Origin of the sequence: Shewanella sp. 10N.286.52.A9 (assembly GCF_041468985.1) — a bacterium.
Taxonomy (GTDB): domain Bacteria; phylum Pseudomonadota; class Gammaproteobacteria; order Enterobacterales; family Shewanellaceae; genus Shewanella; species Shewanella japonica.
The window spans coordinates 106,436-129,190 of record NZ_JBFRJQ010000020.1; the positions used below are offsets into that span (position 1 = coordinate 106,436).

General features: G+C 39.7%; 20 protein-coding genes. 15 read left to right on the forward strand and 5 right to left on the reverse strand.

Going from position 1 to position 22,755, the window contains the following annotated elements; translation table 11 throughout:
* Positions 1-78: 78 nt before the first annotated feature.
* Positions 79-960: an adenylyltransferase/cytidyltransferase family protein gene (locus tag AB4128_RS15155; protein ID WP_225442137.1), complete on the reverse strand. Its 882-nt coding sequence runs from the start codon at positions 958-960 to the stop codon at positions 79-81.
* 149 nt (positions 961-1,109) lie between these two features.
* On the opposite strand from AB4128_RS15155, the gene AB4128_RS15160 reads away from it, so the two are divergent.
* The 3 genes from AB4128_RS15160 to AB4128_RS15170 all read left to right on the forward strand — a co-directional run bounded on the left by AB4128_RS15160 (position 1,110) and on the right by AB4128_RS15170 (position 4,255).
* Positions 1,110-2,183 carry a CDP-glycerol glycerophosphotransferase family protein gene (locus AB4128_RS15160; RefSeq protein WP_192021833.1) on the forward strand — a complete coding sequence of 358 codons (1,074 nt, stop codon included), beginning with the start codon at positions 1,110-1,112 and terminating at the stop codon, positions 2,181-2,183.
* Positions 2,184-2,270: 87 nt separating this feature from the next.
* Positions 2,271-3,380, forward strand: coding sequence for a glycosyltransferase family 9 protein (locus AB4128_RS15165; protein WP_119968223.1), 1,110 nt, complete (start codon positions 2,271-2,273; stop codon positions 3,378-3,380).
* A 26-nt stretch (positions 3,381-3,406) separates the two neighbouring features.
* Entirely contained in the window at positions 3,407-4,255 is an 849-nt protein-coding gene (locus AB4128_RS15170; protein ID WP_372038185.1) for a glycosyltransferase, read from the forward strand.
* Positions 4,256-4,626: 371 nt separating this feature from the next.
* Here the strand turns inward: AB4128_RS15170 and AB4128_RS15175 are convergent, their stop codons facing one another.
* Positions 4,627-5,658, reverse strand: a complete 1,032-nt coding sequence (locus tag AB4128_RS15175; protein WP_372038186.1) for a glycosyltransferase family 9 protein — start codon at positions 5,656-5,658, stop codon at positions 4,627-4,629.
* Between the two features lie 104 nt (positions 5,659-5,762).
* On the opposite strand from AB4128_RS15175, the gene AB4128_RS15180 reads away from it, so the two are divergent.
* Positions 5,763-6,476: a 3-deoxy-D-manno-octulosonic acid kinase gene (locus tag AB4128_RS15180; RefSeq protein ID WP_372038187.1), complete on the forward strand. Its 714-nt coding sequence runs from the start codon at positions 5,763-5,765 to the stop codon at positions 6,474-6,476.
* Between the two features lie 12 nt (positions 6,477-6,488).
* Here AB4128_RS15180 and waaA read toward each other — a convergent pair whose 3' ends face one another.
* Entirely contained in the window at positions 6,489-7,778 is a 1,290-nt protein-coding gene (waaA, locus tag AB4128_RS15185; protein ID WP_372038188.1) for a lipid IV(A) 3-deoxy-D-manno-octulosonic acid transferase, read from the reverse strand.
* 303 nt (positions 7,779-8,081) lie between these two features.
* Here waaA and AB4128_RS15190 point away from each other — a divergent pair, with 303 nt between their 5' ends.
* From AB4128_RS15190 to glpG, 5 genes are all read left to right on the forward strand, one after another.
* The gene (locus tag AB4128_RS15190; RefSeq protein WP_055025827.1) at positions 8,082-8,738 is read left to right on the forward strand and encodes a TetR/AcrR family transcriptional regulator; all 657 of its coding nucleotides are present in this window, start codon (positions 8,082-8,084) and stop codon (positions 8,736-8,738) included.
* Positions 8,739-9,011: 273 nt separating this feature from the next.
* Complete coding sequence (locus AB4128_RS15195; protein ID WP_080914521.1) at positions 9,012-10,205, forward strand: glycine C-acetyltransferase; 1,194 nt, start codon at positions 9,012-9,014, stop codon at positions 10,203-10,205.
* 10 nt (positions 10,206-10,215) lie between these two features.
* The gene (tdh, locus tag AB4128_RS15200) at positions 10,216-11,241 is read left to right on the forward strand and encodes an L-threonine 3-dehydrogenase (protein WP_372038189.1); all 1,026 of its coding nucleotides are present in this window, start codon (positions 10,216-10,218) and stop codon (positions 11,239-11,241) included.
* 106 nt (positions 11,242-11,347) lie between these two features.
* Positions 11,348-11,656, forward strand: a complete 309-nt coding sequence (gene glpE / locus AB4128_RS15205) for a thiosulfate sulfurtransferase GlpE (RefSeq protein ID WP_055025824.1) — start codon at positions 11,348-11,350, stop codon at positions 11,654-11,656.
* Complete coding sequence (gene glpG, locus AB4128_RS15210; RefSeq protein WP_372038190.1) at positions 11,653-12,507, forward strand: rhomboid family intramembrane serine protease GlpG; 855 nt, start codon at positions 11,653-11,655, stop codon at positions 12,505-12,507. Before glpE ends, glpG begins: the two co-directional genes overlap by 4 nt.
* A gap of 102 nt (positions 12,508-12,609) precedes the next feature.
* On the opposite strand, the gene elbB is transcribed toward glpG, so the two are convergent.
* A complete protein-coding gene (gene elbB / locus AB4128_RS15215; protein ID WP_372038191.1) occupies positions 12,610-13,263 on the reverse strand; it encodes an isoprenoid biosynthesis glyoxalase ElbB in 654 nt (217 codons plus the stop codon).
* 385 nt (positions 13,264-13,648) lie between these two features.
* Between elbB and polA the strand changes: the two genes are divergently transcribed.
* Complete coding sequence (gene polA / locus AB4128_RS15220; RefSeq protein WP_372038192.1) at positions 13,649-16,408, forward strand: DNA polymerase I; 2,760 nt, start codon at positions 13,649-13,651, stop codon at positions 16,406-16,408.
* Between the two features lie 631 nt (positions 16,409-17,039).
* On the opposite strand, the gene yihA is transcribed toward polA, so the two are convergent.
* Entirely contained in the window at positions 17,040-17,702 is a 663-nt protein-coding gene (gene yihA, locus AB4128_RS15225; RefSeq protein WP_055025820.1) for a ribosome biogenesis GTP-binding protein YihA/YsxC, read from the reverse strand.
* A 167-nt stretch (positions 17,703-17,869) separates the two neighbouring features.
* Here yihA and AB4128_RS15230 point away from each other — a divergent pair, with 167 nt between their 5' ends.
* The 5 genes from AB4128_RS15230 (at position 17,870) to hemN (ending at position 22,733) form a co-directional block, all read left to right on the forward strand.
* Positions 17,870-18,490 carry a cytochrome c gene (locus tag AB4128_RS15230; RefSeq protein WP_055025819.1) on the forward strand — a complete coding sequence of 207 codons (621 nt, stop codon included), beginning with the start codon at positions 17,870-17,872 and terminating at the stop codon, positions 18,488-18,490.
* Positions 18,491-19,303: 813 nt separating this feature from the next.
* The gene (locus AB4128_RS15235) at positions 19,304-19,966 is read left to right on the forward strand and encodes a methyltransferase domain-containing protein (protein ID WP_372038193.1); all 663 of its coding nucleotides are present in this window, start codon (positions 19,304-19,306) and stop codon (positions 19,964-19,966) included.
* 55 nt (positions 19,967-20,021) lie between these two features.
* Complete coding sequence (gene yihI, locus AB4128_RS15240) at positions 20,022-20,561, forward strand: Der GTPase-activating protein YihI (protein ID WP_372038194.1); 540 nt, start codon at positions 20,022-20,024, stop codon at positions 20,559-20,561.
* Between the two features lie 78 nt (positions 20,562-20,639).
* Positions 20,640-21,101 carry a DUF2489 domain-containing protein gene (locus AB4128_RS15245; protein WP_372038195.1) on the forward strand — a complete coding sequence of 154 codons (462 nt, stop codon included), beginning with the start codon at positions 20,640-20,642 and terminating at the stop codon, positions 21,099-21,101.
* A 255-nt stretch (positions 21,102-21,356) separates the two neighbouring features.
* Entirely contained in the window at positions 21,357-22,733 is a 1,377-nt protein-coding gene (hemN, locus tag AB4128_RS15250) for an oxygen-independent coproporphyrinogen III oxidase (protein ID WP_080914512.1), read from the forward strand.
* The last annotated feature ends 22 nt before the right edge of the window (positions 22,734-22,755 follow it).

Genomic DNA, 22,755 nt, shown 5'->3' on the forward strand with positions numbered 1-22,755 from the left:
TCCTTGGGCTTATCTATATAATATTCTACACAGTCAAAAAGCGACTCATTGATGGTTCTTCATTTTGTCTGTAATACTCTACTTTGGCGTGATATTTAATTTTTGCTTTAACACGGTTGAACTAACATTGGGCGTGTAATCAAAATAAACCATTTCACACGTAACTGGTGGATATTTTCCTTTCCAATCTGAACCAACTGATATTGCATCGATATTATATTGATCAACTACTGCCTGCTTATTCTTATCAACCTGAGGGATCACTTCATCAACGTAGCGGTTGGCTTCCAGAATCGAAATCCGTTCTTCAAATGGAATAATCGGAGGACGACCTTTGGAATTAATTATCACCTCATCGGTAGACACTCCCACGATAAGATAATCGCACAGCTCTTTGGTTTTCTTTAGAATATTCAAATGACCTTGATGAAAAATATCGAAACACCCAGATGTATACATTCGTCGATATTTCTTCGTTGTCTCTTTTGACTCAAGAGAAATGAAGTCACTTTTGAGGGTTTTTAATAACTCTTGCTGATAAATATCATCAAGTTGCAATTCATTGGCAAGACTCGGCTGGTTCGGCCATTGTTTATCAGTAAACACTTTGTCACAGAATTCAACAGGTGACTCATAACGCGGTATCACATGAAAATGTACGTCAGGGTCGACCATCATCAGCATCAAATAGTTAATTTTTGTATAATCAAAACGCTTTTTTAGCACTCTTTCAATATCAGAGATGATTAGTGACTGTTCGTCAGCAGCTTCTTTTGAAATCGAAGAATATTGATGCACACTCTCTTTACATATCAACACCATTGAACCTAATGTTGGTTGTTCAGGTCTGAGTAATAAATCCCAGTGCTGATAAGATTTAATAAGACTTTCAGGGTAGGCAAATTTTTTAAGCGTTACTTGAGGCATGAATTCAGTACACAGTAGAATTGTGGGAAACATTTTAGTTCAATATTGTAAAGCCGTCTACGAGTTAGTCTGTTTGAAAGTACCAATGTAACAAATCGGTAGTTGGAATTTGATTGCTTAAGATTAACTAACATATAATTAAACACTGTAAACATCTTTGAAGCATAATTAATAGGAATATCATGCTAATTTTTTTCGATACTCTCAATGTGTATTATCTTCCCCAGTACGTTCCTATTATTCAAGAATTAAAAAAACAAGGTCATTCTGTTAAACTCGTTTGTTATCATGAGCGCAATGAGAAGGATGTCGTTCAGCAAATTTTTAATCAATTAGATTTAGAGTGCCTTTGGGTTAATGATGATAGTGAAGCTGAAACACTCTACCTCGCTCAAAAACCTGACTGGATTTTCTTCGGTAATAAATGTACTTATCTCGACAGTATCCATCAGTACTCAAAAACGGCTCAACTTGGCCACGGTATAGGACCTAAACCTTCTTATTACCATAAATCTATCACTCCGATGACAGTAAGATTTATTGAAGGGTCGTTGCGGTTAGCCAAAATCAAAGAATTTTACCCTGACGATAACTTTGTTCAGGTCGGATTTTCAAAATTAGACCCAATCATTAATCATCAAGAGCCTGGGTTAGATTTAGACAAAGTAGGTCTAGATAGTAATAAGAAAACGATTCTGTACGCTCCGACATTTAATCCGAGCTCCTTAGAGTGTTTTCCTGATAATTGGCCGAAAGATTTTGCAGATTACAATATTCTAATTAAACCTCATTCGTTAACCCAGATGAGAGATAAATTCAAAAATCAACAGCTAAAATTAAAGAAATGGTCTGCATTTAGTAATGTATATGTTGCTTCTGCTGAAGATATTTCACTGCTCCCTTTTATGCAGAATGCAGATATTTTACTCAGTGAAGCATCCAGTACTTTATTCGAGTTTTCCGCATTGGCAAAACCGGTTATCGTATGCAATTTTTTTAAACTCAAATGGTCATATCGCGGCATTTTTCACTTTCGTTTTGTAAAGCGCTTCGGTAAAGATAATGTGCTTTATAGCGATATAGGGTTACATGTAAACAAATATTCTGAGTTGATATCTGCTGTTCCACAACAATTAGCCCACCCAGAACAGTACGAAGCCAATAGGCAAAAATATACGGATGAACATGTTGGCCCCACAGATGGAAACGCATCAAAGCGGATCGTTGAATACCTTGAGAATTTTCAATCAGCGTAAAGAATTACCACAATTGATAAATTCGTTAACTGGTTTACTTACATAGGAATTATTGAACGGTTGATTCAATAATATATGAATAAAAATATGGCTATTATCTCTGCATCACAATTACAATCTTGTCAGCGAATGTTATTCATGTCGCCGCTAGCATTAGGTGACTTTCTATATCTAAAAACATTTTTAATTGCTCTTAAAGCTCAAAATCCGCATATCACATTGGATATTTGGCTAGACGATAACCGTTGTACAGACACAAGTTGGCGGTTATCTAGAAGCGCAATTTTGCAACAATGGATAGCTTCAGACTCCTCGTTTAATATCAGCTACGGTTGTACTAAATCGACTTCAGATCATCAAGCACAGATCCAACAAGCTAAAGCTAATGACTACGACATTATTATCTGCCATTCAGCAAGTAAAAGTGCTCGTTATTCACAAATAGCAAGAGAAATAGCGCCAAAAGCATTCATTGTTTCAAGTATCACTAAGCAACCTTACAATGGATTGTTTAATCGCTTGATTTTTAGGCATAGTGATCACGTTATTGCGCTAGATACTAGTGAACTAGATAAAAATCATCATATTACTGATAGGTTTTATGCCGTTTTCAATAAAATATGTAACGTTACACTCGATAAATCACAATTTATGCCAACTCTAGACATACCAAATCAAATGGATAGTGTGAGTAAAAAATGGTTATTAAATAAATTTAATAACCAAGATAGACAAGGAAAGTTATATTTCCTCAATCATTTATCGACAAATACCAAAAAAGATTGGCACTTATCACAACTCTTTGAATTAATAACTTTACTTGCAAAAGTGTCAACTGACGGGCGCTTCATTATTAATGTTACTAAAGAGAATTTTGATGAAACGGTGCAAAAAGTAAATGAATTTACATCCCAGACTTCTTTTCAAGTCGTCGTATTCACAGTAGAAGATCACTTCTTTGAATTACCATCACTGATCTCTCTTTCAGACTTTGTCATCACCGTCGATACAGCTATTTTGCATTTTGCATTTGCAGCTAAACGCCCTTTAATTTCTATGATGAGATCTAAAAAGCCCTATTGGGCTCCGCCAGCAAGTAAACAGTCTCACGTATTATATGCAACTGAAGGTAAGGGCCATGTGTCAGATATCAGTGTTGAAGCCGTTTACCAGCAATATCTAACAATGGTTCACTAAATATTAAGGGTTAAAAACAAATCAAGATGAAAATAGCAATATTTACTCTCGCCATAGGCGATAACCCAATGTATCGCGCCGCCATCGATAGTTTCAGTTCCTACGCTGACAAAGTTGGTGCTGATTTGATTGTTTCAAACGAGCTACATTATCAGCTTAACGTTAAAAATAAATACTACGATGCAAGTCCAGCTTGGTCTGAAAAGTTATATATAGCCGAGTTATTAAAAGAATACGATAGAGTGCTATATATCGACGCCGATATGATTATTACACCTTGGGCGGAAAATATATTTGAACAATACAATTCTTTAGAGACTGTATATATGTTCAATGAAGGGGCTTATAAAGATCGCTCTGAACATGCCAACAAAATCAGTAGTATTTTAGGTGAAGTAGACTGGCCTACTCTTGATAATGCAATGGTGTACTTTAACTCTGGTATGATTTTAGTTTCTAAACAATCAAACTTATTTATCAATGCAAGTGCAGAAGAGATGCAAAAGGTGTGTAACGAGGTAAAATTTTACGACCAAACTTACATAAACTATCTTATTTTTCGAGAGAAAATTAAGTACCACTGTATCGATAAATCATTTAATAGAATGCCTCTACTTGGCTTAGAAGGCTATAAAGAAGCGAGCTTCATTCATTATGCAGGCAGGGGGTATCGCGAAAAAATACCTATGCGTGAACTAAAATATATTATTGATTATTGTGACTTTTTTTCAAACGAATTATCTGAACAAGACAAGCTTGAGTTTAAGCAGCAGTCATGGCACTGGTACATGCTTAAACAACACAGAAAATCTAAACTTCCAATTCCTTTTTTAAGCGCGGTTTTTGGGCTTTTTCACCCTCAACACAAATATTGATGTCCTTGCCTCTGTCACATTAACAACACACAACATTTATTGCTGTGCCGTGTGATAGAGGCTTATAAGTGACATAACTCTTAAACAAAGGTTATCAAAAGCCAGCTTTATTCTTTACTCTGGCAAAGGTATCGTATTAAGTGCCCACGTTGTGAAGTTCGTTATGTGGATAATTACTGCCAATTATATTCAGATAATGTCTCTCCAGAAGAGAAGCGTCAATGAAATTGAATGCATGGAATTTATTTACTAAACTTCTCGCAAAAAAGCGATGCACCTCAAAACATTTTAAACTCAATTGGTAAGCCTACAATTGGTAGAAAGTGGCTATAAATTTAATTTAAAGTAGATACTTAGCAATCATTAGATTGCTAAGTCATACTATCAAACTGCTGAATCACTTTCTCAACGCTTATCAGGCTCATCAAGTCATCCCCTTTAGCCCGTTTCCCCCAAGGAATCGTCATGTTAGGGAATTGCTGACGAATAACCTCATCATACACACTCACCACTTGCATTAAGGACATATATGGCCCAGTTCGCCCAGGGTTAGAGTGTGCGTATAACCCTATCACTGGGGTGCCTTGAGTAACGGCCATATGAGCAGGGCCGGTATCAGGAGCAATCACTATAGAGGCCCTATTTAACACGGCTAATAATTGAGTCAGTGTAGTTTGCCCCACCTTGTTTTCTATCGATTGCGAGGCAAAATGGTTAATTGATGCCGCTAAATCAACTTCGAGCTGACTAGGGCCGCCACACAATATGACCCGATAGCCTTTTGATACGGCATGTTCAGCCACTGCAGCATAACGCTCTGGTAACCAATTACGTTCTGCTTTACTTGCTGCTGGGCAAATAACTAACACTTTTTCAGTTTCAGCAATCAGCTCATTTGCAAACTCGCTATCTGACTCTAATACTGGAATATTCCACTTCGGCGATAAGTCTTTCACACCAATGGTTTTAGCAAACCCCATAAAGCCTTCTAACACATGAGGGGTTGCCAAGGGTTCGACGGCATGATTGGTCACCAACCACTGTCCTTCTTTAGCCCGTGCTTTATCAAAGCCCACTCTCACTTTCGCCGAAATCATCAACGAAGCGATAGTTGCTCTTAGCGCCACCTGCATGTGCAACAAAACATCAAACCTCTGCCCCGCTATGTCTTGACGTAACTTACCGTAACTTCGCCAACCTTGAGATTTATCAAAAATAACAAAGCGGATGCCGGGCAAATGCTTGAGCAACTGATATTCAACCTTGCCTATCACCCAAGTCACGGCTAAATCAGGATACTGACGTTGAATCGCTTGCACCATTGCCACAGCATGACATACATCACCAATAGCGGATAAACGGAGTAAACATAATGATTTCATTGACGAAAAGTCTGCTTTCATGGATTACCACTATCAATGCAAAGGGAATATAAGTACAAGCATTCGATCTTAATGTAGAATATCTTTTTTAGCCACAGACAAATCAACGCATTATTAATTGACCTATGCAAATTGAATCAACAGGTAATGGGGTTATCGCATGGTGCGAACCTCTTGCACAACACCTTACTCCAGCTCAGTTTCAAGCTGATTATTGGCAACAGCGCAATGCTGTCATCGGTCAATCAAAAGGGCGTTATATCACTTGGTTTGTTGAGTACAATCAACAACAATGGGTGCTTCGTCATTATTGGCGAGGTGGGTTAATAGAAAAGCTAAGCCGAGATGCTTACATTTATACGGGCATGCAACGCACTCGAGCTATTGCAGAACTTGCCTTATTAGAAAAGCTCCATGCAGAAGGTTTGCCTGTTCCTCGCCCAATTGCAGCCAATGTTGAACGATTCGGTATTTGGTACCGCGCTGATTTACTTATCGAGCTCATTGATGGAGCCAAAGATTTAGTCGCTTATTTATCCACTCAAACGATGACAAATGAGCAATGGCAACAATTAGGTCAATTAATCGCGACCTTTCATAATCGCGGGGTTTATCACGCCGATCTGAATGCTAAAAATATTCTGTTGGCTAAAGGCAAATTTTACCTCATCGACTTTGATCGGGGTGAAATAAAAACACCCGCAAGTGCATGGCAACAAGCAAACTTAGCGCGTTTATTACGTTCATTTAATAAAGAAAAAACCAAACTCGCTTCGCTTAACTTTTGTTCTGAACATTGGCAAGCATTATTAAAAGGTTATCAGGCTAACATTAATTAATTGATACGATATCTATATCAACTGCGCCTGTTTTAATTGCTCCTCGATAACATCAAGCTGCTTTTGTAGGGCTCCGCGGTTTTGGCTTACCACCCCTAAGCCGGCATTAGCTGCATTTTGATGTTGCTGTTGATCATCAAAGTAAGCTAATAGCTGCAATGCGAGCTGCTCAGCATCTGATACCACAGTTAATCCACCTGCTTTTTGTAGTAACTCAGTAATCTCTGCAAAATCCCAATGGTGCGGTCCTACACTGACAGGTAACCCCATTGCTGCAGGTTCAAGCGGGTTGTGACCTCCATTTTCTATCAGTGTCCCGCCAACAAAAGCAGCATCAGCTGTGCCATATAACATTAGCAATTCACCCATGGTGTCACCTAATAACACTTGCGTATTTTCGCTCACTGGTTCATTCATACTGCGTCTTGCTAATGATAAACCAAACTGCGTAGTTGTTACCGCAGCCACATTAAATTGCTCTGGATGACGTGGAGCCATAATCATAAGTGCATTAGGGTATTGGGATAATATTTGTTGATGAGCAGCAAGCATTATTTCAAACTCACCAGGGTGTACGCTACCAGCGACCCATATTGGCGTTTGTACTCGCCCCCACTGCTGGCGTAACGCTTTGGCTTGTTGATGTTTACCCTCATCAATCTGTAAATCAAATTTTAAGCTACCGCAAATATGTAACTGTTCAGCATGCACACCTAAAGACGCAAATCGCTCCGCCTCTGTGCTTGTTTGCACAGCTATCTCATCTAAACTGGCTAGCATAGGCTGACTTAACGCAGGTTTCTTTTGATATTTAGCCGCTGATTTTGCAGATAACCTTGCATTAGCTAACACCACTTTCACCCCGCGCTTTCGGGCAAAATGAACTAAGTTCGGCCATAACTCAGTTTCCATAATTACCATTAGTTTCGGGTTAACTTGACCTAAAAAACGCTGCACACTCAGACTAAAATCTAATGGCAAATAACAATGCTGCACCCGGTTACCTAAATACTGCGCAAACGCTTTACGCACTTCATCTGAACCGGTTGGACTGGTCGTGGTAATCGTAAAAGATAGATTGGGATATTGATCCATTAGATGGTTAATCAGTGGAATCGCCGCCAGCGTTTCACCCATTGAAACACTATGAATATGCACATCCGTTTCATTAAGGCGCGCAATACCGAAACGCTCAGCCCAACGTAAACGATACGCAGGACTTTTGATGCCACGAAAAGCAAAATATAGCACCACTAAAGGTGATAATAGGTATAAGAGGATAGAATATAGGCCACGAGTCATGAAAAGAGTCTTAATCAATTTTGCTTGTCAGATAAACACAATGTTAACATAAACCAAAACCACATAAATAAGTGTTACAGCAACATATTCTTCGTATAGTGAGCTATGTTGTATAACCTAAATGCTGTTGTTTATGTCGCCTTCAAAACTGCCATTGGGCATCAAGACCTAGTTCTCAATGTGATTAAGGCTGAACTGACCAGATGTAAGTGTGTTTTAATATAAGATTCATAAGGATATGCATTAAGCGTCTTATTGGGTCACCAAGACTCCTATAGTTAGCAATTGATAATTGGAACCGATATGAAAACCCGCGATAAAATTGTTTTTGCCAGTCTTGAACTCTTTAATGAACACGGTGAACGTAATATTACCACCAACCATATTGCCGCTCATCTCGGAATAAGCCCTGGAAATCTTTATTATCACTTCCGCAATAAAGAGGACATCATCAACTCTATTTTTGCTCTGTACGAAAGTCACTTAGAGTCTGGCTTTAAGCCATATGAAGACACGACAGTCGATATTGAGCTATTGATGGGCTATTTTGATGCCATGTTTTATACCTTATGGCAGTTCCGTTTCATGTACGCCAATCTTGCAGACATATTAAGCCGTGATGAAGCACTTAAAACACGATATTTAACTGCGCAAGAACAGGTATTACGTCGTTCAAGCGATGTATTACGCAAGTTAATTAGTGATGGTTTTCTTGAGATAGAAGACGCCAAGGTTACTGCTTTAGCCGATACGATAAAGATGATGGTCAGTTTTTGGATTAGTTATCAACTTACACAATCAAGTACATCTACTATCACTAAAGCCACGCTATATGAGGGCTTGTTACGAGTGCTGATGATCTTCAAAGCCTATTCAACCCAAAGTTCAGAGCCAACATTCACCCGCCTTGAACAACATTATCTTGATATAGCGTCTCAAGAACGTGACGCAGCAGCATAAAACCCAGCAAACATACGCATACAAACCGCCTTTTTACGACTAAAATATAGCTGTAAATTGGCGGCTCACTGACTTTTAACATGATAAGCCCTTCATTATTCAGCACTTAACAAAACGGTGTTAATGATTAGTATATCTAATGTGAAAACAGCCCTAGCCCTAATCATTTTTATATCGCTACGCAGGTTAAAAAAAACACTGTAGAGCCAGTAAAATTAAGGTTAGAATGCCGCCAAAGATTTCCATATTAAAACTATATTTAGGAGAAATCAGGTGGCCTCTACCTCATTTTACGACCGCATAAATCAACAACTTGTCGACGTTAAAGCTGAAGGCTTATACAAAAGTGAACGTGTTATCACTTCAGCCCAGCAAACGGCGATTAATGTAAATAGTGAAGAAGTCATTAACTTCTGTGCCAACAACTATTTAGGCCTAGCAAATCACCCTGAATTAATTAATGCTGCTCAAAACGGGTTAAATACTCATGGTTTTGGTATGGCATCTGTTCGTTTTATTTGTGGAACACAAAATATCCATAAACAACTAGAAAATAGCCTCAGTGAATTTTTAGGCATGGAAGATACTATTTTGTATTCTTCTTGTTTCGATGCCAACGCAGGTCTATTTGAAACCTTACTAGGCCCTGAAGATGCTATCGTGTCTGATGCATTAAACCACGCATCAATTATTGATGGTGTCCGTTTATGTAAAGCCAAGCGTTTCCGTTATGCCAACAACGACATGACTGATTTAGAAACACAATTAAAAGCAGCGAAAGAAGCGGGTGCTCGCGATATTCTTATTGCGACAGACGGTGTGTTTTCAATGGATGGTGTTATTGCCAACCTTCAAGGTGTTTGCGATTTAGCTGATAAATACGGCGCACTGGTTATGGTTGATGACTCTCATGCAGTTGGTTTTGTCGGTGAGAACGGTCGTGGAACTCACGAATTTTGCCAAGTAATGGATCGTGTAGACATTATCACAGGCACACTAGGTAAAGCGTTAGGCGGTGCATCTGGTGGATTCACTTCGGGCAAAAAAGAAGTCATTGATTGGTTGCGTCAACGCTCACGTCCTTACTTATTTTCTAACTCTTTAGCACCTTCAATTGTCAGCGCATCAATTCATGTGCTTGAAATGCTGAAGTCTGGTCATGCTCTTCGTGAAGCAGTATGGGAAAACAGCCGTTATTTCCGTGAAGAAATGACCAAAGCAGGCTTTACCTTAGCAGGTGCAGATCATGCCATCATTCCTGTCATGATTGGTGATGCTAAATTGGCAAGCGACTTTTCAAATCGCCTTTTAGCTGAAAATATTTACGTGGTCGGATTCTCATTCCCTGTTGTACCAAAAGGCCAAGCACGTATACGCACACAAATGTCAGCAGCACACTCTCGTGCTCAAATCGATAAAGCGATTGAAGCCTTTACCCGCATTGGTAAAGAAATGGGCATTATTTAAGGTCTAAACAATGAAAGCACTTAGCAAGTTAAAGCCTGAAGAAGGTATTTGGATGGTTGATGCGCCTAAACCTGAAATGGGCCATAACGATCTATTAATTAAAATTCGTAAGACCGCTATTTGTGGCACTGATGTGCATATCTACAACTGGGACGAGTGGTCACAAAATACCATTCCTGTGCCTATGGTAGTGGGCCATGAGTATGTCGGTGAAGTCGTCGATATGGGCCAAGAAGTCCGTGGGTTTACCGTCGGAGATCGCGTGTCAGGTGAAGGTCATATTACCTGTGGTCATTGCCGTAACTGCCGTGGTGGCCGTACCCATTTATGCCGCAACACTTCAGGTGTGGGTGTAAACCGTGATGGCGCGTTTGCAGAATATCTTGTGATACCTGCATTTAATGCATTCAAAATTCCGGATGATATTTCTGATGATTTAGCGTCGGTGTTCGACCCATTCGGTAATGCTGTCCATACAGCATTATCATTTGATGTGGTCGGTGAAGATGTACTGATTACTGGTGCAGGCCCTATTGGTATTATGGCTGCAGCCGTATGTAAGCACGTTGGCGCTCGTCATGTGGTCATTACAGACGTCAATGAGTATCGTCTCGATTTAGCCAGAAAAATGGGCGCAACACGCGCGGTTAATGTGGCTAAAGAAGACTTAAAAGATGTCATGAAAGAGCTTGGCATGACTGAAGGGTTTGATGTTGGGTTAGAAATGTCAGGCGTTCCTTCTGCGTTCCATTCTATGCTCGATACCATGAACCACGGTGGCAAAATTGCCATGTTAGGTATTCCTGGTGGCGACATGGCCATTGATTGGAGTAAAGTGATCTTTAAAGGGCTTATCCTTAAAGGTATTTACGGTCGTGAGATGTTTGAGACATGGTACAAAATGGCAAGTCTAATTCAGTCAGGTTTAGATTTATCACCTATCATTACTCATCATTTCTCAATTGATGACTTCCAACAAGGCTTCGATGCTATGCGCTCAGGTCAATCAGGTAAGGTCATTTTAAACTGGGATTAATTCCCATCGTAAATTACCGCAATAATAAAGGGGTTGTATCAATACAGCCCCTTATTAGATACTTCAGTTATTACTTTTATCCCATTTCACATAGCAGCGGTATAGCATGAGCACATTTAAGCACCTTTCAATCAATGAATTAATCCATATGACAGCAGACTCAAGTGATGTCCAAATCGTCGATATCCGTGATGCTGCAAGTTATGCAGCAGGTCATATTGAAGGATCAATTCATCTCACTAATGAAAACATTGCTCATGTAATAGCAGAAGCGGACATGGATATGCCATTAGTCGTTGTCTGTTATCACGGCATTAGTAGTCAAGGTGCAGCAGGTTACTTAATTGAACAAGGATTTGATGACGTATATAGCTTAGACGGTGGCTTTACAGCTTGGAGCGCAGCGCACGCATGATTGAAATCGGCCAGTTACCCCACGCACGCGCAGCTCAAGCCTTTATCGACTACTTGAAAGGGTTAGATATTGAGTGTGTACCCGTTGTGACTGCAAACGGGGTATCTCTGGTCGTGTATGATGAAACAAAAGCTGAACAAGCCAAGCATGAATTTGAGCTTTTTAGACAAAACCCATATCAAAAAAAATATTTAGAAGCCTCTTGGGATAATGGTTCAACCCAAACTAAGCTCGATTATGGCTCGTCCTCTTTAGGCTTAGTGCAACAATTTATTACCGGAGCAGGCCCTTTAACCCTAATCACTTTTTTTATCTGCATGGTTGTCTTTGCAGCGATGAACCTCGGCTTTGCTAATCACGTTTTTAGCGCTTTGTCCTTCTTTGGGGCAGTTCCAGGTAGCGACTTTAGCCAAGTTTGGCGTGCCTTTACCCCTAGCTTAATGCACTTTTCAGCCATGCATCTTATCTTCAATTTACTTTGGTGGTGGTATTTAGGCGGTAAAATAGAAACAAAACTTGGCACACGACCACTGTTGATATTACTGGTCGTTGCCGGCACCTTGCCAAGCCTAGTGCAATATATGATGACAGGCCCTAACTTTGGTGGTTTATCTGGCGTTGTTTACGCCGTTGTTGGATATACTTGGATTATGGGTCAACGAAAACCAGATGCAGGTATTGGCTTACCCAATAGTTATATAACTTTTATGCTGATTTGGTTAGTTTTAGGCTTTACCGATCTATTGGGAATGCCAATAGCCAACGGCGCACATATCGGAGGCTTGTTAGTCGGGTTAGCGCAAGGCTTTTTTGATAGCCAAAGGCAAAGCAATACTCGGGTCGATCAGTAACTCCAGTCTCGATAGCTTCACAGGTTAAGCTATCGAGAATCGAATATGTCCCTTCATTCCAGTTCAGCGTTAAGAGTAATGTATGACAAGTACATTTTTTAATCACGTCATTTCAAGTACTTTAGCCACTAGCTTTTCAATACCTACATTTGCCTCTGCAATGCTATTCGCAAGCATGTAAGCAGGTGTGGATACGATGTTATTGTGTGTATCAACGATAATATCTTCAACGGTAGCATCACGGTGCTCGCCCCCCATTTCCGTGAAGGCCTGGGCGGTTCCACTATCATTACCAATCGTGCCAATAGGGTTGGTTTTAAAAATGCTAGGGATCATAACCGGCGCGATGCACATAAACCCGATAGGTTTCTTCACTAAAGCAAATTCTTGAATAAACGCTTCGACACTAGGCTCAACTGTACTGCCACTTCCTGCGACGGCGAAATCGCATAAGTTTTTTGCCGCACCAAAACCGCCAGGCACAATCAAACCATCATATTCAGTGATATCTAATGACTGAACGTTTAGCACTTCACCACGACAAATTCTGGCAGACTCTCGCAAGACGTTACGAGTTTCTGCACCATTTATTTCGCCATTAAGATGATTCACCACATGCATTTGTTCAACATCAGGTGCAAAGCATTGATAATTAGCCCCTGCTTTTGATAACGCCAGCAAGGTTAACACTGACTCGTGTATTTCTGCGCCATCATAAACACCACAACCGCTCAGTAACACAGCAATATTTTTCATTTTAGATCCCTATAAAGTGGCTTAATTTAACTTTTTTTAAACAAATCTATTGATCTGATTAAAAAACATGCTAACTTAGTTTCTCGAAATTATTTCATGGTTTAAAAACTGTACCAAATAATTGACTAAATCAAGAAAGATATTAAAAAAGTCCACAAATTAGGAATATTTTTAAAAACTACAATTAAACTCACAAAAATATTAAAAAACATTTATTTTCAATAGTTTAAACGTTTTATTCCCAGTCGTAATTAAAACACCTTTATAAGATAAATTAATTCACTCACAGAGTTATCCACAGCCTGAGAGATAATTTTCCGTGGCCGAAAATCCTTGTATGTGGCATTCTAAGGCCATCTCAGAATACTGAAAATGAAAACAGACTATGCCAACAATCCCCAATAACCCACTCGTCCTTGTGGATGGATCTTCTTATCTTTATCGTGCGTTTTATGCACCACCACATTTGACTAATTCAAAAGGCGAAGCAACAGGTGCTGTTTATGGTGTAGTCAATATGCTTCGCAGCTTAATGAGTCGCTATAACCCTAGCCATATTGCAGTGGTTTTCGACGCTAAAGGAAAAACCTTCCGTAATGATATGTATAGTGAGTACAAAGCGCAGCGTCCTCCTATGCCGGATGATTTACGCTCACAAATCGCCCCACTTCACGCCATTATTCATGCGCTGGGATTACCCCTAATTTGTATTCCAGGTGTCGAAGCTGATGATGTCATCGGTACTATTGCACTAAAAGCCAGTAAAGAAGGCCGCGCCACCCTTATCAGCACGGGTGATAAAGATATGGCGCAATTAGTTGATGACAATGTCACACTCATTAATACCATGACAGATACCATTATGGGCCCAGCTGAAGTAACCGAAAAATTTGGCGTTGGACCCGAGCTCATTATCGACTTATTGGCCATGATGGGTGATAAAGCCGATAACATACCAGGCTTACCAGGTGTCGGAGAAAAAACCGCATTGGCAATGCTGACAGGTGTAGGAGGTGTCGATAAGCTAATCGCAAATCCACAAAGTGTTTTAGATGTGACATTCCGTGGCTCTAAAACCATGCCTAAAAAGATTGAAGACAACAAAGAAATGCTTCAATTATCTTACGATCTTGCGACCATCAAAACCGATGTTGAATGGGATGATGATTGGGCGCCTCTCGAAATTCAACCACAAAACCGTGACGAGTTAATTAAACTGTTCGGGGAAATGGAGTTTAAACGCTGGTTAGCTGAGGTGTTAGATAACAAATCTGCTTTTTCTGCAGCTACAGCCACCACGACTAACGAAGTCCAAGAGGCTACACCAGCCATTGATGTTGAATATGAGACAATATTAACCGAAACTGATTTAGCTAATTGGATTAGTAAACTGTCTAAAGCTGAACTCATTGCAGTTGATACCGAAACCACCAGCTTAAATTATATGGAAGCTAAGCTAGTTGGCATTTCGTTTGCCATTGAAGCGGGCAAAGCCGCTTACCTTCCACTAGCACACGATTATTTAGATGCGCCTGAGCAACTTCCTATGGAATATGCTTTAGAGCAATTAAGGCCTATTCTTGAAAGTGATAGCATCAAAAAAGTCGGCCAAAACCTTAAGTACGACATCAGTATTTTTGCCAATGCTGGGATCACCCTAAAAGGGGTCCAGTTTGATACTATGCTTGAGTCTTACGTATTTAACTCTGTCGCTTCACGCCATGATATGGATGGATTAGCGCTTAAATACTTAGGCCATAAAAATATTAGCTTTGAAGAAATTGCTGGTAAAGGTGCAAAGCAGCTGACTTTTAACCAAATCGAATTAGATGTAGCCAGCCCTTATGCAGCAGAAGATGCTGATATTACCTTACGTTTGCACCAACATTTATGGCCAAGAGTAGAAAAAGAAGCCAAGCTAACTTCGGTATTTAACGATCTAGAGCTGCCGCTTATTCAAGTGTTATCAGACATTGAACGCCAAGGTGTATTGATTGATAGCATGCTGCTGAGCCAGCAAAGTGATGAGTTAGCCCAGAAAATTGATGAGCTTGAAACCAAGGCCTATGACATTGCTGGCGAGAAGTTTAATTTAAGCTCTCCAAAGCAACTACAAGCGTTATTTTTTGAGAAGCTCGGATACCCGATCATCAAAAAAACGCCAAAAGGCGCACCATCTACAGCTGAAGATGTATTGATTGAATTAGCATTAGACTACCCGTTACCTAAGTTAATTTTACAACACCGCAGTTTATCCAAACTGAAAAGCACATATACCGATAAGCTTCCTTTAATGGTCAATGCTGAAACGGGCCGAGTACATACTAGTTACCACCAAGCTAATGCCGCTACAGGTCGCTTATCATCAAGCGAGCCCAACCTACAGAATATCCCTATCCGAACAGAGGAAGGTCGTCGGATTAGGCAAGCGTTTATCGCACCAGAAGGTCGTAAAGTTCTGGCTGCTGATTACTCTCAAATTGAACTGCGTATTATGGCTCACTTATCTCAGGATAAAGGTTTATTGACCGCATTCGCTGAGAATAAAGATATTCACAAAGCTACCGCAGCTGAAGTCTTTGGCGTTCACTTTGAAGAAGTCACCACTGAGCAGCGCCGCCGTGCTAAAGCGGTTAATTTCGGGCTAATCTACGGTATGTCAGCCTTTGGACTGGCTAAACAATTGGATATTCCACGTAAAGAAGCTCAAACCTATATCGATACCTACTTTGCTCGATATCCTGGGGTGCTTAAATACATGGAAGACACGCGCGCGCTTGCTGCCGAAGTCGGCTATGTTGAAACCCTATATGGAAGAAGATTGTATCTGCCAGATATTAAAGACCGTAATGCTATGCGACGCCAAGCCGCTGAGCGGGCAGCAATTAACGCCCCAATGCAAGGTACAGCAGCTGACATCATTAAAAAGGCGATGATTACCATCGACCAATGGATTAAGTCAGAGACAAACGGCGAAATAACCATGATCATGCAAGTACACGATGAGTTGGTATTCGAAATTGATGAATCAAAAGCAGATGCACTACAGGCAAAAGTATGTGAATTGATGGCTCAAGCAGCAAACCTTGATGTGACCTTATTAGCTGAAGCTGGTATCGGTGACAACTGGGATGAAGCGCATTAGCCATATCGAATATGTTATCTCGGTTTATATAAGTTGTCCTAACATATAAAAATCACAACAGCTTCAATACAAAATCCGACAATCCCGTAGTTTTATCACTGCGGGATTGTTTTTTTTGAAGCTAATTTCATCGACAAGGCGATTTTTCCAACGACATTTGTGTCAAACTTCACATTATTGTTCATTTTTATAAAAAACAGTTTTTCATTTTAAGGCTAATGACGTATTATCATCTGCGTAGGGTACAGAGGTTAAGATGTTCCATCTTTCAGACCTTTTTTATTCGCTAGAAATAGTGACAAGCCGAATTATGGCGCTCCAGCATTTTTGTGCTGGAGCTTTTTTTTTGCCAAAAATTTATTTTAGAGTAAATACTTTAAATCTGTGTAAAAAACGATTACTATATCGTTATTGAGCGTCATCGATGAGTAGGTGGCACTTGAGTCTTGTTGAATTTAGCTTCTCCCCAAAAGAGCTAATTTTTTTAACCGGTGACATTATGTCGTCGGTTTTTTTTTTGCTTAATATGCACCGCCTAGTGCCAATATACCGTTATATTCAAACCTTAAGCACAAAAAAGCCGCTGAGTGAATTAACTCAACGGCTGCATTAAAGCGGTTTACGCTATCAGTTATTCTTTATCTTGTTCTGCCTGCTGCTCAGCTTCAGTCAACCAGCTGGGATTGCACCACTCGTTTAAAATACCTAAGACTTTAGGTTTTCCAGTGCCTTTTAATGATGAGAAAGGCTCAACTTTTACCCAGTCACCAAATTCAGCCAGCTCTTTGCGCACGGCATTAACCGTTTTCATTTTGACATTTTGAGCAAGTTTATCGGATTTAGTCAGTAATGCTAAAACTGGAATTTCACTTAATACCGCCCACTCAATCATTTGCATATCTAAATCTTTTAACGGATGTCGAATATCCATCAACACAACGACACCGCTTAGACAGGCGCGCTCTTGCAAATATTCACCTAAGGCTTTTTGCCATTTATTCTTCATCGCTAAAGGTACCTTAGCGAAACCATAGCCAGGTAAATCGACTAAGCGACGGTTTTCATCTAACTCAAAAACGTTAATAAGTTGAGTTCGCCCAGGGGTTTTACTGGTTCTCGCTAAGTTTTTTTGCTCAGTAAGTGCATTTAAAGCACTAGACTTACCCGCATTTGAGCGGCCAGCAAACGCAATTTCTACTCCAGTATCACCAGGCAAGTACTGATCGAGATGTGCAATGTCTGGCGCACTAATTAAAAACTTGGTTTTTCGAAAATCTATACGCGTTTCTGACACGATTTACTCCAATAATTTTTAGGTAATACCTTAATTATGTAAGATTTGCTTACTTTTCCACATTTTCGTGTAAAATATTAGCCTGATCACAGTTTGTAGATTTTACCACGCTTGCGGGTCTTCCTAGTAAGCTCAGGACAATAAATTAAACAAGAAGTTGGAACGCCATGAAAAAGTTAGCTCTTGCGCTGTCTGTATTTGCCGCTATATCAACGCCTGCAATCGCTGAAGGTGATGTGGAAGCGGGTAAAACTAAATCAGTTATGTGTTCTGCCTGTCACGGTGTTGACGGTAACAGCATTGCTCCTATATGGCCTAAATTGGCCGGACAGCACGCATCTTATCTAGAAAAACAATTACATGATTTCCAAGCGGCAGCGAAAAGCGGCGGCAAAGAAGGTCGTAATGATCCTACCATGACTGGCATGTCATTGCCTTTATCTGAACAAGATATTAAAGATGTTTCTGCTTATTACGCAAGCCAAACTCAAACGGTAGCTGATGTGGCCAATGTGCCAGCCGAAGGTGAGGCTTTATATAAAGGTGGAGACATGGCTCGTGGCATTACTTCATGTATGGCTTGTCATGGACCAGACGGAAAAGGCGGTGAGCTAGCAGGCTTCCCTGCGATTGGTGGTCAGCATGCTGATTACATCAAGATTCAGTTAACCAAATTCCGTGATACAAGTCGTAACAATGATTTAAATGGCATGATGCAGGATGTGTCTAAAAAGTTATCTGACAGTGACATTGAAGTTTTATCTCAATACATTTCAAGCCTTAAGTAATTTTTTATTCATAAATTGATGAAGCTAAAAGGGTGATTATTCACCCTTTTTTATTACTCAATGTTTACGTTTACGTAAACTTATCAATATTCACGCTTGACAGAGATCACGCTTTTAGGGTTAAATAGCCCCGTACCGAGATGAACCCAACTGTGAGAACAAAAATATTAATTCTACTTCACAGATTTCGGATACGTTTACATTTAAGATATAAGAATAAAATTAATAAATAACAATAATATAAATAAGACCACTCACTAATAATAATAAGAGTCGTGATTTCAGCTTGAAATCCAGGTCATACAGAATTTGTAAGGAACAGACCTTATTGGTCGATACGCTTAAATAGCACTCCCTTACGCAACAGAGATAGAACCCCATAAGGACACTACTTTAAGGATTAAAGTAGCAGCATAGGAAGCTAATTTGCTTAGGATGCACTTGCGGAGGCTTGTTTATCACTGGAAGGTACTTTTAAACACGGATTGTTTACTCATGTCATTGAAGACAACTAAGGATATTGATGAGTCATTGAAGACCATCTACGGAAGCTGTGGTCAGGACGGCAACAGGATATAAAAAAAGTGTCATTGAAGACCGATAACAACTAAAAATGCACGGAAAGCTCTAAAAATAAGATGGATACTGACCGGGATAGTCACATAGCAAGTATGGATACTTGGAATCAAAATTTGGTGCGATAAGCACTATCTTTCAAGGTGGCAGTTTACTGCCACCTTTTTTATTTCTTATTTTCAAAAAATCTGCTATTGATTGATAATTATCATCTTTATTGGGTCGCTTCTTATATCAATGATTAAATGCCCGTTGTGCAGCAATGCTGCTGAGTTTTTTATTCAAGACAAAAAAAGAGCATTTTATACCTGCTCTGACTGCCATCTAGTCTTTGCAAACCCACAATCATATCTAATGCCTGCAGCGTTAAAACAACGCTATGGCAGAGCCAATAAAGCCTCAAAGCAAAAACAGCTTGTTCAATTCATCCAACCTTTACTTACCCAAATTAGCGCTCAGCAACATGGGCCATTAATTGGCCTTAATTTTGGCCGAGTATTGGACAGTAATAGTTTAGATAAAATAGAACATGCTGGACACTGTCTTTATCAATACGACCCATTTATAAAAATTGATCAGCATATATTTAATCGCCAATATGATTTCATTTGTTGCTATCGAGTACTTGAGCATTTTCAACAACCCGCTAAAGAGTGGGCTTTATTATCTAGCTTATTAAAAGAAGGCGGCTGGTTAGCAATCAGCACCTCACTGCTAACTGATTTAAGCCTTTTTTCGAAGTGGCATTTTAAAAACAATCCCAGCCACGTGAGCTTCTATAGCCAACAAACTTTCGAGTATTTGGCACAAAATAGCGAATTTAAGCTATTATTTGCAGCTAAAGAGCTCGTATTGATGCAAAAAACATCAAAGTCTGATATAAAGCGCATCCTTATTTAGTGCGAGGTGGCTCATACCCATCTAGCCAAATTTATACAACTACATGAGATCACCGATGGCTCGTAGCAAAAAATCGCGCAAGGGCGGCGAAAATGGCCCTAAACAAGCACCAAGAGTCAAAAAATCTGAGCGTAAAGCCATTGGCGGCAAAAAAACAGAAAGCGGCCGTAAGTCTGGCAGTCGTCATAATGAAGCGCTAATTGAAAAGCAATCACCGCATATCAAAACGACGAAAAATAACGATCCTCGCCATGGCAGTAAAAAGCCTGTTGCGTTAAATATTGCGCCTGTCGCAGAAAAAACCGAAGCAAAAGTAAAACAGCCAAAGCTAACAGATGAGCAAAAATTACTTAAGCTTGAAGAAGACCCAAGATTTAACCAATTACTGGACTTATTAGAAGAAGGTAAAAACCTATCCGCTGACGATCAAAAGTGGTTAGATGGTCAACTTTCTAAAATTGAAGCCTTAATGGAAAAATTGGGTATTTCAGATGCAGAAGAACTTCCGCCTCAAACAGGTAAAGTGGCATCTGATGATGATTTATATGATCGCTTTGAAACAGGTGCTGATGTCTTAAAAGACTACCAGTCATAAGAGTGTTTTAGATGGCATGCTTTAGTCGGCATGCCATTTTTATATCTTGCATAGTGAATAAGTTAATAAGGATAGTTTGTGTCTAGCATTGTTATTGTTATCGCCGTTGTTATTGTAGTTCTATTAGCGTGTTACGCAGTTTTCCTATTAAGCAAACTCAACAAACAGCAAAAAGAAGCACAAGCGGCCAAGCAGCAACGTTTAAACGATGCCAAACAAAAAAAGCTGAAAGTATTGGATGATATTAAATATATCGCTTCAGCAATGCTTGAAGAACGATGTGAACCTTCAGAGGGCGTCATGCGTATCGCTAAATTATTTGAAGCATTATCCATGTCTGAACAAATGGCTGTTGAGTTCCCGAGTATTTTTGAGCATTACGACTGCATCAAAGCGCATCCTATTAAAGAAGAGCGTAAGGCATTAGCCAAACAACAGCGAATGAAGCTAGATTTAGCGCGGATGAAGTCTGAAGCTAAACTGGAACAAGGCATACTGGATGATGCAAAAAAAATCACACAATTTCATTTCGTGCATTAGAGTTTATTAACAACTAAGACTTCTATTTGATAACAAGTCTCATTATTATCAATAAGTTAATATGAGGCAGGTTTCTGCCCCAAGTGCGTAGCTAAGGCTGTGAGCCATTGCACAAATTCACAAAACTTCACAGCTTTCTGGCTAAATATGGCCTTTCTAGCAACATCAAGTTTCAAATTTACAACGTAGTTCAAGGTTTTTTGTCAAAGATGGCTGCATACTTCGTCTATTGCTAATTTACTCGGAGGATGCGCCTTGAAGCAGCCCACACAAATAAGTTGGGATCAGTCGATGATCGAAAAATATAACTACAGTGGTCCACGCTATACGTCGTATCCAACGGCATTAGAGTTTGATGATACTTTTACTGAGCAAAACCTACTATCTGCTATCGAAACCAGTAAAAGTGATAAGCTGTCTTTATATATTCACATCCCCTTCTGCGCCAAGCTTTGTTATTACTGTGGATGTAATAAAGTCATTACTCGTCATGCTCATAAGGCTGATCAGTATATTGAATATCTTGCCAGCGAAATCATAAAACGCGCTCCTTTATTCAAACACTACACCGTGACTCAAATGCACTGGGGTGGCGGTACACCGACATTCTTAAACCCAGAGCAAATCTTAACCCTGTCTAAATTAATAAAAAGTCACTTTAACTTTGCTGATGAAGGTGAGTTCTCAATTGAAGTCGATCCACGTGAAATCGAACTATCGATGTTGGATACACTTAAAGAAGCGGGATTTAATCGTATTTCTATTGGTGTTCAAGACTTCAATAAAAAAGTACAAGTTGCTGTTAACCGTGAGCAAGATGAGAAATTCATTTTTGACCTAATGGCTAAAGCAAAAGACATGGGGTTTGTGTCTACTAATGCCGATTTAATTTACGGCTTACCACATCAAACACCAGAAACTTTCGCTGAAACAATTCAGCGTGTTATTGAGCTATCACCAGATCGTTTATCAATCTTTAACTATGCTCATTTACCGTCTCGTTTTGCAGCACAGCGTAAAATTAAAGATGAAGACATGGCATCGCCACAGCAAAAGCTCGACATGCTGCACCAAACCATTGAATCATTGACCTCTGCAGGTTATCAGTTCATTGGCATGGATCACTTTGCTAAGCCTGACGACGAGTTATCTAAGCTACAAAACGAAGGTAAGCTTCACCGTAATTTCCAAGGTTATACAACGCAAGAAGAGTGTGACTTGCTGGGCTTAGGTGTTTCTTCAATCAGCCAGATTGGTGATTGTTACGCTCAAAACCAGAAAGATATTCGCCCTTACTACGAGTCAATTGATGAAACTGGGCATGCATTGTGGAAAGGCTGTAGCTTAAATCGTGATGACGAAATTCGCCGTGTCGTCATTAAGCAAATGATCTGTCACTTCGATTTGGATTTAACTAAAATTGAACAGCAATTTGACTTGAACTTTGAAGAATATTTTGCAGAAGACTTAAAGCTGCTACAAACCTTCATCGATGACAAACTGGTTGATATTACTGATCGTAAACTAACAATTAGCCCTACAGGCCGTTTATTGATTCGTAATATTTGTATGTGTTTTGATGTTTATTATCGTCAAAAAGCACGTCAACAACAGTTCTCACGTGTTATCTAATACACGGAAATGAAAACAAAAA

Coding starts and splice junctions, on each gene's coding strand:
- AB4128_RS15155 (WP_225442137.1), bottom strand. CDS start 960: ATGTTTCCCACAATTCTACTGTGTACTGAATTCATGCCTCAAGTAACG.
- AB4128_RS15160 (WP_192021833.1), top strand. CDS start 1,110: ATGCTAATTTTTTTCGATACTCTCAATGTGTATTATCTTCCCCAGTAC.
- AB4128_RS15165 (WP_119968223.1), top strand. CDS start 2,271: ATGGCTATTATCTCTGCATCACAATTACAATCTTGTCAGCGAATGTTA.
- AB4128_RS15170 (WP_372038185.1), top strand. CDS start 3,407: ATGAAAATAGCAATATTTACTCTCGCCATAGGCGATAACCCAATGTAT.
- AB4128_RS15175 (WP_372038186.1), bottom strand. CDS start 5,658: ATGAAAGCAGACTTTTCGTCAATGAAATCATTATGTTTACTCCGTTTA.
- AB4128_RS15180 (WP_372038187.1), top strand. CDS start 5,763: ATGCAAATTGAATCAACAGGTAATGGGGTTATCGCATGGTGCGAACCT.
- waaA (WP_372038188.1), bottom strand. CDS start 7,778: ATGACTCGTGGCCTATATTCTATCCTCTTATACCTATTATCACCTTTA.
- AB4128_RS15190 (WP_055025827.1), top strand. CDS start 8,082: ATGAAAACCCGCGATAAAATTGTTTTTGCCAGTCTTGAACTCTTTAAT.
- tdh (WP_372038189.1), top strand. CDS start 10,216: ATGAAAGCACTTAGCAAGTTAAAGCCTGAAGAAGGTATTTGGATGGTT.
- glpE (WP_055025824.1), top strand. CDS start 11,348: ATGAGCACATTTAAGCACCTTTCAATCAATGAATTAATCCATATGACA.
- glpG (WP_372038190.1), top strand. CDS start 11,653: ATGATTGAAATCGGCCAGTTACCCCACGCACGCGCAGCTCAAGCCTTT.
- elbB (WP_372038191.1), bottom strand. CDS start 13,263: ATGAAAAATATTGCTGTGTTACTGAGCGGTTGTGGTGTTTATGATGGC.
- polA (WP_372038192.1), top strand. CDS start 13,649: ATGCCAACAATCCCCAATAACCCACTCGTCCTTGTGGATGGATCTTCT.
- AB4128_RS15230 (WP_055025819.1), top strand. CDS start 17,870: ATGAAAAAGTTAGCTCTTGCGCTGTCTGTATTTGCCGCTATATCAACG.
- AB4128_RS15235 (WP_372038193.1), top strand. CDS start 19,304: ATGATTAAATGCCCGTTGTGCAGCAATGCTGCTGAGTTTTTTATTCAA.
- yihI (WP_372038194.1), top strand. CDS start 20,022: ATGGCTCGTAGCAAAAAATCGCGCAAGGGCGGCGAAAATGGCCCTAAA.